The organism is Dyella sp. 2YAF14, assembly GCF_052114725.1.
In the GTDB taxonomy this organism is placed as follows: domain Bacteria; phylum Pseudomonadota; class Gammaproteobacteria; order Xanthomonadales; family Rhodanobacteraceae; genus Dyella.
The window spans coordinates 1-14007 of sequence record NZ_JBFRFH010000013.1 but is presented as its reverse complement, the minus strand read 5'-3'; the positions used below and the strand labels follow the sequence as shown (position 1 = coordinate 14007).

Below are 14007 nucleotides of genomic sequence, written 5' to 3'. Positions count from 1 at the left end.
ATCCGCCGATGCTGGCTCAACCCACGATGGCCAGCACCGCCGCCAGCCAGATGGCGACCACCCCACAGGCGAAGGCGCGGCGCGCGGGACGGATGCGTTCGGCGCTGTCGTCGACCACCGGCGTGGTGATGATCCACGGCACCGAAGCCAGCAAGGCGAAGCCCACAAAGGCCAACACGATCACGAAGATGTCGACGACGCGCCATGGCACCGGCTCGTGCACGCCCCAGTAACCCAGAAACGCCATCCCCATCGCGCACAGCGTGGCCGACGCGGAACACAACCCGACAACTGAACCTGTTGGCGCGCGCATGGCGTGGCCCCTTGGCGGAAGACGGTGCGGCGTACAGCCTACCGCAGCCGGCCGGCGAGAGCCCCTGCCGTCCGCGAGGCGCCGTGTCGAAATCCGCCCTGCCCGTTCGTCATAAGGGTGAGCGCGCCATAGCGGCGCCCGCCAGCCCCCTCGAAGGAGTCGACGATGTCCCTGCCCCATCGCACCACCACCGCCCTTGCCTGCGCCCTGCTATGCCTGACCGCCGCTGGCGCGGCCCATGCCGCCGCAGCGACCTATGTGATCGATCCGGCGCACACCTACCCCAGCTTCGAGGCCGATCACATGGGCGGACTCTCCACCTGGCGCGGCAAGTTCGACCGTAGCTCGGGCAAGGTCACGCTGGACAAGGCCGCCGGCAACGGCAGCGTGGATATCACGGTAGACGTCGCCAGCGTGGATTTCGGCCTGGACAAGTTGAACGATGCCGCGCGCGGCAACGAGCTGTTCGACGTGAGCAAGTACCCCACCGCTACTTACCGCGGCAAGCTCGCCGGTTTCGTCAACGGCGCGCCGACCAAGGTCGACGGCTCACTGACCCTGCACGGCGTGACGCGTCCACTGGAGCTCAGTATCAAGAGCTTCAAGTGCATGCCGCATCCGATGTACAAGCGCGAACTTTGCGGGGCCGACGCCTATGCCACCTTCAAGCGCGACGAGTTCGGCCTGGACAGCGGCAAGTCCTACGGCTTCAGCATGGAGGTAGTGCTGCGCATCCAGGTGGAAGCGCTGATCGACGACGGCAGCGCCGGCAAGGTTGCCCTCGCCGCGCCTGCCCACTGACCCGGGACGCCACCATGTCACTCACGCTCTATATGCATCCGCTGGCCTCGTACTGCCACAAGGTGTTGGTCGCGCTGTACGAAAACGACACGCCCTTTGATCCGCACGTGGTGGACCTGATGGACGAGTCCGCGCGCGACGCGTTCTACAAGCTGTGGCCGATCGGCAAGTTCCCGGTGCTCAACGACCATGCACGCGGCTGCCTGGTGCCCGAATCGAGCATCATCATCGAGTACCTCGCGCTGCACTATCCCGGCACCACCGCGCTGATTCCCCATGACGCCGATCAGGCCCGCGAAGTGCGCTTCCGCGATCGCTTCTTCGACCAGTACGTGAGCGAGCCGATGCAGAAGGTGATCACCGACCGCCTGCGCCCCAAGGCCGAGCGCGACCATCTGGGCGTGACGCAGGCGCGCGACAAGCTGCGCACGGCACTGGACCTGATCGAACTGGAATTTGCGCGTGACAACGGCAGCCGTCCGTGGGCTGCTGGCCAGCACTTCAGCATGGCCGACTGCGCCGCGTCGCCCGCGCTGTTCTACGCCAATCTGGTGATACCGCTGGAGGACGCGCACCCGCTGACGGCGGCATACCTGTTGCGGCTGATGCAGCGTCCGTCATTCGCACGCGTGCTGCATGAAGCACAGCCCTATATGCACATGGTTCCCATGGAAACGGCGGAAGCCTGACTTCCGCCCCTCGCTATCGACATCAAGGAAGCTCCCCATGCTCATCGCACTCATCGTTGTGTTGCTGCTTGTCGCCGTCGTGCTGATCATCGCGGCGATGCGGCCCGATCAATTCCGCATCGAACGCTCCGCATCGATCAAGGCCCCGCCGGAACGCATCTTTCCCTTCATCAATGAGCTGCACCGCTGGCAGTCGTGGTCGCCGTACGAGAAGAAGGACCCCACCATGCAGCGCACGTTTGAAGGCCCCTCGTCGGGTCCGGGCGCCACTTACGGCTGGAACGGCAACAAGAACATTGGCAGCGGCAGGATGGAGATCAGCGAATCGACGCCGTCCTCGCTCGTGCGCATCAAGCTGGAATTCTTTACGCCCTTCCAGGCCAGCAACACGGCCGAATTCGTGCTTGAGCCGCAGGGTGATGCCACGCGCGTGATCTGGGCCATGCAGGGGCGTTCGCCTTTCATGAGCAAGTTGATGGGCGTGGTCTTCAACTTCGACAAGATGGTCGGCAAGGATTTTGAAGAGGGCCTGCTCAACTTGCGCGCGCTGGCCGAGCGTCCTTCCTGATTGCGCGCTGCAACAGGCGCGCAACTCGACTGCGAAACTTACGCCGCGCCTAAGCAAGCCGGCTTGCTGCTGAACGATTTGCGGTGCGCGAGTGTTGAGCGTCAACCGCCTTGGAGAACCCTCGTTCTCCGGCCTAAGTCATCCCTCCTGGGGATGACTGCAGGGGTCACACGATCCACCATGCAGAGAGCTCGCGCTCTGGACGGTGACGCCTGTCCCAACCGTCGGACCTACGAGGACATCGCCCATGAAGAACGTTTTGTCGTCACGCTGCAGCCTGCTCGCCCTCGGTCTCGTCGCCGCCTTCGCCAGTGCCGGCGCCATGGCACAGACCAGCACCACCGATGTGCCGGGTCATCCGCGCGTCAACGAGGTGAACCAGCGCCTGGACAACCAGCAGAACCGCATCCAGAACGGCGTCGCCGACGGCCAGATGAATGCCAGGCAGGCCGCCCGCGATGAAAAGCAGGATGCCAATATCGCGCAGCGCGAAAGCCGCGACGAAGCCGAGCACGGCGGTCATCTCACCAAGCAGGAACAGAAGAACCTCAACAAGTCGCTGAACAAGGACAGCACCCGCATCCACAAACAGCGCACCGGCGGCTGATCGCCTCCGTCAGATCAGTGCAACGGCCCGGCCCCTGCCGGGCCGTTTGCATTTGGAAACCGGGCCGGCAGCGCCACGCGAAGCCCGATCGTGCTTTTTGGCAAACCCGACGTTCTTTTGGCAAACCCCGCAGGCGTGCTGGCGCGAATCTATACCTGCCAGCTCAACGACGTATGGCTTGAAAGATCCGCCGCTCCCGTCAACCGCTCCACGGTTCCCTCTACCGGCAAATATCAGCCATCCCGAACAAGGCCGCGATGTCGCCCAAGCGATACGCGCCCAACTTTCGAACCTGCGAGGAATCCACCATGAAGCACATCCGCTACGGCCTGATCGCCTTCGGCCTGGTCGCCGCCTTTGCCAGCGCCGCCGCCTCGGCACAAGACAGCCCGATCTATATCCCGGGCCATGGGCGCATCAACCAGGTGAACCAGCGTCTTGCCAACCAGCAGAATCGCATTGACGCCGGCATTGCCGATGGCCAGATCAACGCCCAGCAAGCCTTCCGCGACGAGCGCCAGGATTCCAACATCGCCGCCCGCGAAATGCGCGACATGGCCGAGCACGGCGGCCACCTGACCGCGGCGGAACAGCAGCACCTCAACCGGTCGCTCAATAACGACAGCGGCCGCATCCACTCCCAGCGCAACGGGTACTGATCCCCAGCCGCCAGTGAGGCCAGCGGCCCGGCCTGCCCGGGCTCCTGGCCGTGGCTGGACCACAACTTCCAGCACTGGCCGCACCCCGCCGTCGTGCCAGTATCCCGGGACCTTCATTGGGGCGGGAGTGGCGTATGGTCAGCAGGATTCTGGCGGCAGCGTGCGCATGTGCACTGAGCCTGGGCGTGGCTCACGCGGCCGATACGGCCACGGGCAAGCCGCAATACGGCGCATGGGGTTTCGACCAGGCGGGCGCCGATACCTCGGTCAAGCCCGGCAACGACTTCTTCCGTTACGCCAATGGCACCTGGCTGGATCACACGCCGATTCCTGCCGACAAGCCGGCCGTCAGCCTGCGACTGGCCATGACCGACCTCACTGAGCAGCGTCTGCACGAGCTGATGGAGGCCGCGGCGCGGGACAAGACCAACGGCGCCTCAATCGAAGGCAAGGTCGGCGCGTTCTATCAATCGTTCATGGATCAGGCCCGCGTCGATGCGCTGGGCGCCAAGCCAATCGCGCCGCAACTGGACGCCGTCAAGCAGGCCACCACGCGCGACGCGCAGGCGGCGCTGATGGGTCGCAGCGGCCTGGATTTCGAAGGATCACTGTTCAACATCTATTTCGATGTCGACCTGAAAGACACCAATCGCTACGCCGTCTACGTATCGCAGGCAGGTCTCGGCCTGCCCGACCGCGACTACTACCTCAAGCCAGAATTTGCCAAGCAGAAAGCGGCCTACCAGGCGTACGTGACGCAGCTGCTTACCCTGGCCGGATGGCCACAACCGGAAGCTGCCGCCAAGGATGTGCTGGCCTTCGAAACCGCCATCGCGCAGGCCAGCATCAGCAAGGTCGAGCAACGCGATCCGGTGGCGATGTACAACCCGATGAGCATAAGCGACCTGCAGAAGCTCGCGCCCGGCTTTGCGTGGAATGATTTCCTCAAGTCCGCCCAACTCGACCAGCGCAAGCAGCTCGTGGTGATGGAAAAGACCGCGTTTCCCCAGCTCGCGGCGCTGTATGCGAAGACGCCCGTCGCCACCATCCAGGCGTGGCAGGCCGCACGCATTGCCGACAACGCGGCGTACTACCTCTCGACGCCCTTCCAGCAGGCGTACTTCGAGATGCACGACAAGACCCTCGCCGGCCAGCAGCAGATGGAAGTGCTGTGGAAGCGCGGCGTGCATGCGGTATCCGGCGGCGACTGCGGCGCCGGCGATCGCCTCGCCTGCTTCGGCAATCTGGGCTGGGCCGTGGGCCAGCTGTATACCGACAAGTATTTCCCCGCCTCCTCGAAAGCCAAGATCGAAGCGCTGGTGGCCAACCTCAAGGCCGCCTATCGCGTGCGCATCGAACACCTCGACTGGATGGGCCCGGCAACACGCAAGGAAGCCCTGAAGAAGCTCGACACTTACACCATCAAGGTGGGCTACCCCGATCATCCGCGCGACTATTCGAAAGTCACCATGCGCAGCGATGATCTTGCCGGCAACGTATTGCGCGCGGCGCAAGCCGACTGGTCGTTCAATGTCGATCGCCTGGACAAGCCGGTCGACCGCAGTGACTGGAGCATGACGCCGCAGACCAATGACGCGTACAACGGCTCGCTGCGCGACATCGTATTTCCCGCGGCGATCCTGCAACCGCCGATCTTCGATCCCAACGCCGACCCGGCCATCAACTACGGCGCCATTGGCGGCGTGATCGGCCACGAACTCACCCATGGTTTCGACGACCAGGGCCGCAAGATCGACGCCAGCGGCGCGCTGCGCGACTGGTGGACACCCGCCGACGCCAAGGCCTTCGACGAACGCGCCAAGAAACTCGGCGCGCAGTACGACGCGTTCGAACCGCTGCCCGGCGTGCATATCAACGGCAACCTCACCATGGGCGAGAACATCGCCGACCTCGGCGGCCTCACCCTCGCACTCGACGCCTACCACGCGTCACTGCACGGCAAACCCGCACCCGTGCTCGATGGTCTTACTGGCGACCAGCGCGTCTTCATCGGCTGGGCCCAGGCTTGGCGCGGCAAGCTCACCGACGACGCCATCCGCCGCCAGGTCACCAGCGATCCACACTCACCGCGCAAGTTCCGCGTGAATGGGCCGGTGCACAACATCGATGGGTGGTATCAGGCGTTTGGCGTGCAGCCGGGGGATGCGTTGTATCTGGATCCGAAGGAGCGGGTGCGGATCTGGTGAACGTCTCCGACGACAAGCATGTGAGCTCTGCCGGCTGACTGCAGTGGCTTGAGAAAGCCACGGGAATGCCGGCAAGCCGCCCGGCGCGGCACATTGCTGCGCCTGATCGCCATGACTAGACTGCGGCCATATTCCGGGAGGGGGAATGCGTCATGGCTCGTTGGGGTTCGGCTGCCTTCGTGGCGGCCATGTTGCTGCTGGCGTCGTCGGTCCACGCGACCAGTCCGAAGGATCCCATCGAAGCCAGCATGCTGTTGAGTGGAACCGTCGAAGTTCTTCCTGACGGAAAGGTTGGCAGCTACGCGCTGTACAAGGCAGAAAAGCTGCCGCCTGCTGTCCTGGATCTCATAAAGCGCGTCGCGCCGACCTGGAAATTCGAGCTCGGCGAGGCCCATACGGCACCGTTTCAGGAAAGAATGTCGCTGCGCATCGTCGCTACCAACGCCGACGATCGCCACATGACGTTACGCGTTGCCAGCGCCGATTTCAGCGACAAGGACGAGGCGGAAGGTGCGACGATCACGTGGGCACGTCGTGTGCCGCCCGTCTATCCATCGCTTTCTCGCAACAACAACGTCTCCGGCACGGTTTATCTCCTCGTCCGTGTCGGTCAAGACGGCAAAGTCACCGATGTGAGCGCCGAACAAGTCAATCTCGGCGTCTCCGTACCAAGCGCTGCGCGGATGGCCGAATTTCGCGAAGACCTTGCCCACGCTGCCATCAAAGCGTCGAGATACTGGAAGTTTCAACTGCCCACATCGGGCAACCTGGTACAAGCGCCCTATTGGGACGCGCGGATACCCGTGGGCTTCATAATGAGCAGCGGCTCGGAGACGCCGTATGGCGAGTGGGACGTGTACGTGCCGGGTCCCCGTGAGCACATCGCCTGGGCTGAGGATTCTGCGCTAGTCGCAGAAGCGCCCGATGCCATTCCTGACGGCTCGATCCATCTGCTGGGAAGTGGCACACATTTGATTTCACAGACAGCGCCCAACTGAGTTATCGACACACGGAACGCCACTCGCCGGAGTTCCTTTGGGCATCGCCGCTAAGCGCGGTCAGCTCGAACTGGGCTCGTCCACCGAACGCGCGCCTGCATCGACATGAAACGCCGACACCATCGGCGTCGTCATCATCGTCGTCACAATCGCCATCACCAGCAGGATGGTGAACATCGCACTGTTGATCACGCCCGCATCGAGGCCAACCTTGATGACGATGAGCTCCATCATGCCGCGCGCATTCATCAGCGAGCCGATGGTAAGGCTGTCGCGCCAGTTCTGACCGGAGAGGCGTGCGCCAGCTGTGCCGCCGATCAATTTGCCGGCCACCGAAACAGCGAGCACGAGCAACAAGGCGATGCCTGCTCCGCCGGTCAGCAGCTTCGAACTGGTGCTCAGTCCGGCCAGCACGAAGAACACCGGCAACAACGCGGCAATGGTGACGCGTTCAACGCGATCGATCAGGTTTTCCAGCAGGCGATCGTCGCGCGGCAGGCAGGCGCCGAACAGGAACGCACCGAATACCGCATGCAGGTTCAGCCATTCGGTGATGGCTGCGCAACCGAAGGCGCCGGCCAGCAGGAAGGCCAGCACCGCGCCGTCGGCATTGCCGTCCGGCGCGTGACGCGCCAACAGCTTTGCGCATAACGGGCGCAGCACGAACCAGGTCAGCACGAGCAAGGCGGCCAGGCCGATCATGGTGCGCCAGAACGGCGCCCAGTCGCCATGTGCGCTGATCAGCGCCACCACGAAGGCCAACATGATCCAGGCCAGCACGTCGGCCACCGCTGCTGCCGCGATGCCGAGGCGGCCGGGCAGCGACTCGGTGATACCGCGCTCCTTCACGATGCGCGCCATCACGGGCAATGCGGTGATCGCACACGCGGTGGCAAAGAACAAGGTAAAGCCCAGTCGACTGATGCCTGGCGGCGCATAGTCCACATACAGCCATGGCGCGGCGAGCAAGGCGAGCGCGACAGGAATCACGATGGCCAGCCCGCCGATCCACGCCGCCGGTCGCAGCAGACCACCCTGCGCACTGGCCGGCACGCGCAACTCCGCACCCACCACCGTCATGAACAACACCAGGCCCAGCGTGCTGAGGCTCTGCAGGTTGCCGAGGCTGTCGATGGGAAACAGCTGCTGCTGCCACTCCGGTGCGATGGCGCCGAACACGATCGGGCCCAACGCGAGACCTGCCAGCATTTCGCCAACAACTGCCGGCTGGCCGATGCGCCTCGCGAGCGCAGCGATAAGCCGCGACACCACGATGATCACCAGCAGTTGGACGAGCAGCAGCGGATGGCCCATGGATTTCCCGGTGAAATAGAGGGCCGAACGGCCAAGCCCGGAGCTTGCCTTGTATGTGCGGTGACCCGCAACATGCGTCGATCACGTCATCCGCCAGGATGCGCCCACATCGAAGGACGCCCGTCGCATGGCCCACGTACTCATCCCCGTTCCGCATCAGGACTTCGATCCCAGCGAAGTCGCGGTGCCCTGGCGCGTCCTCATCGAAGCGGGACATCGCGCGACGTTCGCCACGCCCGATGGCCGGGTGGCCAGCGCCGATCCCATCATGTTGAGTGGGGAAGGGCTGGATCCCTGGGGTTTTGTGCCCGGTTTGCGCAAGCTGCGCTTGTTCGGCTTGCTGTTGCGCGCCAATGCCGATGCGCGGCGCGATTACGCGGCGCTTGAGAAGGATGTGGCGTTCAACGCCCCGATCGCCTGGGATGCCATCGATGCCGAACGCTTCGACGGCTTGCTGCTGCCGGGCGGACATTGCGCGCGCGGCGTTCGCGAGTATCTGGAAAGCGAGCAGCTGCAGCGCGTGACGGCTGCCTTCTTCACCGCAGACAAACCGGTGGCTGCGATTTGCCATGGCGTCGCACTGGCGGCGCGCAGCCGCGGTGCGGACGGTCGCTCCGTGCTGCATGGGCGGCGCACCACCGCCCTCACCTGGGCGCTGGAAAAGTCCGCGTGGTCGCTCACCCGCATCACGCGCTTCTGGGATCCGGACTACTACCGCACCTATCCCGACGGCGCGGGCCAGCCAGCGGGTTATATGTCCGTCCAGCAGGAAGTGACGCGTGCGTTGGCCAGTCCCGACGATTTCCTCGACGTACCCCAGGACGCCACCGACCATCAGCGCAAGACCTCCGGCCTGGTACGCGACAGCGACACGGACGACACGCCCGCCTTCGTCGTACGCGATCGCAATTACGTGTCGGCCCGCTGGCCGGGCGACGTGCACCGGTTCGCCCGTGAATTCGCAGCCCTCCTTGAGACGCAGGCCGAAACGCGCCTTTGAGACGCTTTTGGGAGAGGCGGCACTTGCACTGGCCGAGAGTCGCCGCAGCGACCTCCCCTATGAAAATTTCCTAGCAATTCCTAACTCCGCCCCCATCTTGGAGTTTTCGGGCTTATCCACGGTCAATCCACAATCTGTTGGGTTGACCGACCCGGTGTAGCCCGATATGTTGTGCCTCGTCGGTGCCACTCTCAGACCTACGGTCGGAATGGCTTAATAGGGAACTCCGGTGCAAATCCGGGACTGCCCCGCAGCGGTAAGTGGAAACGAAAGCCCCCATCGCACTGGCCCTCGGCGGCTGGGAAGCGGGGGCAACTAGGCCGGGCCTCACCGCCCACGTCCACGAGTCCGAAGACCTGCCGGCACATCAGGGCCCAACGCCCTGGTGCGTAGTGACGGCTTCCGCGGGGAAGCGCGTCGATGCGCGGGGCGGCTGCCCTGCTGCTCGACCGTCCGCGAAACGTCACCTTTTTTCAGCCCTGCGCGCGGGAGCAGGCGGTTGATGACCAAGCTTGGAGCGAAGTCGCGATGCAACCTATCGATACCACCGGGCGCGAACGTGCAGACGATCGTGCCGACCCTGCTTTTTCCACCGACACCGCCGTGGCCGACGCGCCGCGCACGGACGCGCCGTTCGCGCTGACCCCGCCGCACAACCCCGGCCAGATGCGCGTGACCAAGCGCAGCGGCCGCCAGGAAGTGGTGGACGTGAACAAGATCGTCCGCGCCGTCACCCGCAGCAGCGAAGGCCTGCATGGGGTCGATCCCATGCGCGTGGCGCTCAAGACCATCGGCGGCCTGTATGACGGCGCCACCACGCAGGAGCTGGATCAGCTATCGATCCGCACGGCCGCTGCGCTCACCGCCGAAGAACCCGAATACGGCCAGCTCGCCGCGCGCCTGCTGGGCGCCTTCATCGACAAGGAAGTGAGCGGCCAGGAAATCCAGAGCTTCTCGCAGTCCATCGCGCGCGGCGCGGAACTGGGCATCCTCAACGAACGCCTGCGCGACTTCGTGCAGATCAATGCGCGCAAGCTCAACGACGCGATCGACCCGCTCGCCACGCGCCGCTTCGAATACTTCGGCCTGCGCACAGTGTACGACCGCTACCTGCTGCGCCATCCGCAGCTGCGCAAGGTGATCGAAACGCCGCAGCATTTCTTCATGCGCATCGCCTGCGCGCTCGGCGGCAACGAGATCGGCGAGACGCTGGAGTTGTATCGCCTGCTCTCCTCGCTGGAATACATCGCCAGCTCGCCGACGCTGTTCAATGCAGGTACGGCGCATGAGCAGCTCAGCTCGTGCTTCCTGCTCGACTCGCCGCTGGATTCGCTTGAATCCATCTACGAGAAGTACGGCGACGTGGCCAAGCTCAGCAAGTTCGCCGGCGGCATTGGCCTGGCCTACTCGCGCGTGCGTTCGCGCGGCTCGCTGATCAAGGGCACCAACGGCCATTCCAACGGCCTGGTGCCGTGGCTGAAGACGCTGGACGCCTCCGTCGCCGCGGTGAATCAGGGCGGCAAGCGCAAGGGCGCGGCCTGCGTGTACCTGGAGCCGTGGCACGGCGACATCGAGGAATTCCTCGAGTTGCGCGACAACACGGGCGACGACGCGCGCCGTACGCACAACCTCAACCTGGCCAACTGGATTCCCGACGAATTCATGCGCCGCGTGGAGAACGACGGCGACTGGTCGCTGTTCGATCCCAAGGTGGTGCCGCACTTCGTCGACAGCTGGGGCGAGACCTTCGAGAAGGCTTATCGCGAAGCCGAAGCCGCCGGCCTGGCCGTGAAGACGGTGAAGGCGCGCGAGCTGTACGCCCGCATGCTGCGCACGCTGGCGCAGACCGGCAATGGCTGGATGACCTTCAAGGATCGCAGCAACGCCACCAGCAACCAGACGGCGAAGGCGGAAAACGTCATCCACCTGTCGAACCTGTGCACCGAAATCCTGGAAGTCACCAATGCCGACGAAACGGCGGTGTGCAACCTGGGCTCGGTGAACCTGTCGCGCCACGTGGTGGACGGTCAGTTCGATTTCGACAAGCTCGCCGGCACGGTGCGTACGGCTGTGCGTCAGCTCGATCGCGTGATCGACCTGAACTTCTACCCGATCGACACCGCCAAGGTCGCCAACAACAAGTGGCGTCCGGTGGGCCTGGGCGTGATGGGCTTGCAGGACGTGTTCTTCAAGCTGCGCCTGGCGTTCGATTCAGCCGAAGCGCTGGCGCTTTCGACGCGCATCGCGGAAGAGATCTACTTCAACGCGCTGTCGCAGTCGAACGAGCTGGCGATGGAGCACGGCGCGCATCCTGGCTTTGCGGAAACCCGCGCGGCCAATGGCGAGCTGCAGTTCGACTACTGGACCAATGCGCAGCCGAACGATGTGGCACGCTGGGATGCGTTGCGCGAGTCGATCAAGGCCAAGGGCTTGCGCAATTCGTTGCTGATCGCCATTGCGCCGACCGCGACCATCGCTTCGATTGCCGGCTGCTACGAGTGCATCGAGCCGCAGGTGAGCAACCTGTTCAAGCGCGAGACGCTTTCGGGCGACTTCCTGGTGGTGAACCGCTACCTGGTGGAAGAGCTGAAGACGCTGGGCCTGTGGACCAGCGAAATCCGCGACGCCATCAAGCTGGCGGAAGGCTCGATCCAGGGCATCGCCGCCATTCCGGAACGCCTGCGCCTGATTTATCGCACGGTGTGGGAGCTGCCGCAGAAGGCACTGATCGATCTGGGCGCCGCCCGCGGTGCGTACATCGACCAGAGCCAGTCGCTGAACCTGTTCATGGAAAACCCGAACATCGGCCAGCTCAGCTCCATGTACATGTACGCATGGAAATCCGGCATCAAGACCACCTACTACCTGCGCTCGCGTCCGGCCACCAAGATCACCAAGACCACGGTGTCGGCCGCGCCGGTGGCGAAGCCCGCACCGGTCGAGGAGCAGGAAGAGGCGACGGCGGCAGTGTTCTGCTCGCTGGAGAATCCGGAGTACTGCGAGGCCTGTCAGTAAGAAGGCGCCACGATGAAGCCCTACCGGAACCTCAGCGGCAAATCCGGGGTCGCCAGCTACGAAGCTGGCAAGGGCTACATCCGGGTTCGTTTCGTCAAGGACGGACTCTACGAATACACCGACGCAACACCCGGGCGCCTGCATGTGAAGAACATGCAGGCGCTCGCCGAGGCAGGCCTTGGCCTGTCCACCTATATCAGCCGCTTCGTGCGCGACCGCTACGCGCGCAAGCTGGATTGAGCAGCACGCACCGAGGAACACCATGTCGAACATTCTTGATCCAGGCTTTGAACTCACCTTGCGCCCGATGCGCTACCCCGAGTTCTACGAGATGTATCGCAACGCGATCAAGAACACGTGGACGGTGGAGGAAGTGGATTTCTCGCTGGACGTGACCGATCTCAAATCCAAGATGTCCGATGCGGATCGTCACCTGATCCATCGCCTGGTCGCGTTCTTCGCCACCGGCGACACCATCGTGTCGAACAACCTGGTGCTCAACCTTTACCAGCACATCAATGCGCCCGAAGCGCGCATGTATCTGTCGCGCCAGCTGTATGAGGAAGCACTGCATGTGCAGTTCTACCTCACCCTGCTCGACACCTATATTCCGGACCCGACCGAGCGCAACAAGGCGTTTGACGCGATCGAGAACATCCCGTCGATCCGCCAGAAGGGCGAGTTCTGCTTCAAGTGGATCGACTCCATCCAGGGCCTGCAGCGTCTGGAGACCCGTGAGCATCGCCGCCAGTTCCTGCTCAACCTGATCTGTTTTGCGGCGTGCATTGAGGGCCTGTTCTTCTACGCCGCGTTTGCCTACGTCTACTTCCTGCGTTCGCGCGGCCTGCTGCATGGCCTTGCCTCGGGCACCAACTGGGTGTTCCGCGACGAGTCTGGCCATATGGCGTTTGCGTTTGACGTGGTACGCACGGTGCGCTCCGAAGAGCCCGAGCTGTTCGACGAAGAGATGCGTGCGCAGGTCGAGGCCATGCTCGAAGAAGCCATCGCCTGCGAAACGCAGTTCGCTGAAGACGTACTGTCCGGCGGCGTGGCCGGTCTTTCGCCGAAGGAAATGCGCCAGTACCTGGAGTACTGCGCCGACCAGCGCCTCGTGCAGCTGGATATGCCCAAGAAGTACGGCTCGAAGAATCCGTTCGACTTCATGGATCTGCAGGATGTGCAGGAAGTGACCAACTTCTTTGAGCGTCGTGTGTCGGCGTATCAGGTGGGTGTGCAGGGGGATGTGGCGTTTGACATGGCGTTTTGATGGGCGGCGGGTTTGCGGTTTACGTTTCAGCTCGCGTAGGTTGAAATTTGGATCTCGCTTGTTGTCTCGGCGAGACCTGCTTTTTGTTCGTCATCCCGGCGCAGGCCGGAGGCGCTTTTCAACAGCCTCATGGATGGTCATTCAGGGCCTCGGTCTTCGGTTGCCGCCTTGAGGCCAGGGTGCCGCCTACGCGGCGGGCGTTTCGAACGGCTGCCGCCGCTCGAGTCACTTTTCTCTTGCTGGCCCAAGAGATCCCTCGGGACTAGCTTCGCGTCGAAAGTAACCCAAAGAGAATGGCCTGATAACGCCCGCAGCATGGTGTTGGGATAAGCCCGAGCGCTCGAGGCGCGTGGTTGTGGGACAACCTCCGAGGGTACACAGGGGGTACCTCAAAGCGCTGCGCAACGCGCCCGAATCGCTGAGGACTTAAAGCGGGGCCTCGCTGCGCATCGGCTTTGGGCATCGCTCCGTCCTTTGCCGCGCCTGCCGCTTGTCTGTGGGAGCGCACCCTGTGCGCGACAGCCACGCCTGGGTGTACCGCTCCGTAGGTTTGTCGCGCACAGGGTGCG

At 63.8% G+C, this 14007-nt stretch carries 13 protein-coding genes and 1 riboswitch; of the genes, 11 read left to right on the top strand and 2 right to left on the bottom strand.

Features of this window, described 5'->3' with window-relative positions:
* Positions 1 to 16: 16 nt before the first annotated feature.
* Positions 17 to 313, bottom strand: a complete 297-nt coding sequence (locus AB4Y82_RS16640; RefSeq protein WP_441605368.1) for a hypothetical protein — start codon at positions 311 to 313, stop codon at positions 17 to 19.
* Positions 314 to 478: 165 nt separating this feature from the next.
* On the opposite strand from AB4Y82_RS16640, the gene AB4Y82_RS16635 reads away from it, so the two are divergent.
* From AB4Y82_RS16635 to AB4Y82_RS16605, 7 genes are all read left to right on the top strand, one after another.
* Positions 479 to 1114, top strand: a complete 636-nt coding sequence (locus AB4Y82_RS16635) for a YceI family protein (RefSeq protein ID WP_441611489.1) — start codon at positions 479 to 481, stop codon at positions 1112 to 1114.
* Positions 1115 to 1128: 14 nt separating this feature from the next.
* Complete coding sequence (locus tag AB4Y82_RS16630; RefSeq protein ID WP_441605366.1) at positions 1129 to 1803, top strand: glutathione S-transferase family protein; 675 nt, start codon at positions 1129 to 1131, stop codon at positions 1801 to 1803.
* A gap of 37 nt (positions 1804 to 1840) precedes the next feature.
* Complete coding sequence (locus AB4Y82_RS16625; protein ID WP_441605365.1) at positions 1841 to 2371, top strand: SRPBCC family protein; 531 nt, start codon at positions 1841 to 1843, stop codon at positions 2369 to 2371.
* Positions 2372 to 2618: 247 nt separating this feature from the next.
* Positions 2619 to 2978 carry a hypothetical protein gene (locus tag AB4Y82_RS16620; RefSeq protein WP_441605364.1) on the top strand — a complete coding sequence of 120 codons (360 nt, stop codon included), beginning with the start codon at positions 2619 to 2621 and terminating at the stop codon, positions 2976 to 2978.
* A 308-nt stretch (positions 2979 to 3286) separates the two neighbouring features.
* Positions 3287 to 3637: a hypothetical protein gene (locus tag AB4Y82_RS16615; protein WP_441605363.1), complete on the top strand. Its 351-nt coding sequence runs from the start codon at positions 3287 to 3289 to the stop codon at positions 3635 to 3637.
* Positions 3638 to 3771: 134 nt separating this feature from the next.
* Positions 3772 to 5844: a M13 family metallopeptidase gene (locus AB4Y82_RS16610; protein WP_441605362.1), complete on the top strand. Its 2073-nt coding sequence runs from the start codon at positions 3772 to 3774 to the stop codon at positions 5842 to 5844.
* Positions 5845 to 5996: 152 nt separating this feature from the next.
* Entirely contained in the window at positions 5997 to 6842 is an 846-nt protein-coding gene (locus tag AB4Y82_RS16605; RefSeq protein WP_441605361.1) for an energy transducer TonB, read from the top strand.
* A gap of 60 nt (positions 6843 to 6902) precedes the next feature.
* Here the strand turns inward: AB4Y82_RS16605 and AB4Y82_RS16600 are convergent, their stop codons facing one another.
* Entirely contained in the window at positions 6903 to 8156 is a 1254-nt protein-coding gene (locus AB4Y82_RS16600; protein ID WP_441605360.1) for a cation:proton antiporter, read from the bottom strand.
* A gap of 127 nt (positions 8157 to 8283) precedes the next feature.
* On the opposite strand from AB4Y82_RS16600, the gene AB4Y82_RS16595 reads away from it, so the two are divergent.
* The 4 genes from AB4Y82_RS16595 (at position 8284) to AB4Y82_RS16580 (ending at position 13438) form a co-directional block, all read left to right on the top strand.
* Positions 8284 to 9156, top strand: coding sequence for a type 1 glutamine amidotransferase domain-containing protein (locus tag AB4Y82_RS16595; protein ID WP_441605359.1), 873 nt, complete (start codon positions 8284 to 8286; stop codon positions 9154 to 9156).
* A gap of 163 nt (positions 9157 to 9319) precedes the next feature.
* Positions 9320 to 9534: riboswitch (cobalamin riboswitch) on the top strand.
* Positions 9535 to 9684: 150 nt separating this feature from the next.
* Positions 9685 to 12171 (top strand): ribonucleoside-diphosphate reductase subunit alpha, encoded by a 2487-nt coding sequence (locus AB4Y82_RS16590; RefSeq protein ID WP_441605358.1) that lies wholly within the window; start codon positions 9685 to 9687, stop codon positions 12169 to 12171.
* 12 nt (positions 12172 to 12183) lie between these two features.
* Positions 12184 to 12411: a hypothetical protein gene (locus AB4Y82_RS16585; RefSeq protein WP_441605357.1), complete on the top strand. Its 228-nt coding sequence runs from the start codon at positions 12184 to 12186 to the stop codon at positions 12409 to 12411.
* A 22-nt stretch (positions 12412 to 12433) separates the two neighbouring features.
* Positions 12434 to 13438, top strand: a complete 1005-nt coding sequence (locus AB4Y82_RS16580; RefSeq protein ID WP_046972461.1) for a ribonucleotide-diphosphate reductase subunit beta — start codon at positions 12434 to 12436, stop codon at positions 13436 to 13438.
* Positions 13439 to 14007 lie beyond the last annotated feature (569 nt).

Coding starts and splice junctions, on each gene's coding strand:
- AB4Y82_RS16615 (WP_441605363.1), top strand. CDS start 3,287: ATGAAGCACATCCGCTACGGCCTGATCGCCTTCGGCCTGGTCGCCGCC.
- AB4Y82_RS16580 (WP_046972461.1), top strand. CDS start 12,434: ATGTCGAACATTCTTGATCCAGGCTTTGAACTCACCTTGCGCCCGATG.
- AB4Y82_RS16620 (WP_441605364.1), top strand. CDS start 2,619: ATGAAGAACGTTTTGTCGTCACGCTGCAGCCTGCTCGCCCTCGGTCTC.
- AB4Y82_RS16640 (WP_441605368.1), bottom strand. CDS start 313: ATGCGCGCGCCAACAGGTTCAGTTGTCGGGTTGTGTTCCGCGTCGGCC.
- AB4Y82_RS16585 (WP_441605357.1), top strand. CDS start 12,184: ATGAAGCCCTACCGGAACCTCAGCGGCAAATCCGGGGTCGCCAGCTAC.
- AB4Y82_RS16625 (WP_441605365.1), top strand. CDS start 1,841: ATGCTCATCGCACTCATCGTTGTGTTGCTGCTTGTCGCCGTCGTGCTG.
- AB4Y82_RS16610 (WP_441605362.1), top strand. CDS start 3,772: ATGGTCAGCAGGATTCTGGCGGCAGCGTGCGCATGTGCACTGAGCCTG.
- AB4Y82_RS16600 (WP_441605360.1), bottom strand. CDS start 8,156: ATGGGCCATCCGCTGCTGCTCGTCCAACTGCTGGTGATCATCGTGGTG.
- AB4Y82_RS16595 (WP_441605359.1), top strand. CDS start 8,284: ATGGCCCACGTACTCATCCCCGTTCCGCATCAGGACTTCGATCCCAGC.
- AB4Y82_RS16590 (WP_441605358.1), top strand. CDS start 9,685: ATGCAACCTATCGATACCACCGGGCGCGAACGTGCAGACGATCGTGCC.
- AB4Y82_RS16605 (WP_441605361.1), top strand. CDS start 5,997: ATGGCTCGTTGGGGTTCGGCTGCCTTCGTGGCGGCCATGTTGCTGCTG.
- AB4Y82_RS16635 (WP_441611489.1), top strand. CDS start 479: ATGTCCCTGCCCCATCGCACCACCACCGCCCTTGCCTGCGCCCTGCTA.
- AB4Y82_RS16630 (WP_441605366.1), top strand. CDS start 1,129: ATGTCACTCACGCTCTATATGCATCCGCTGGCCTCGTACTGCCACAAG.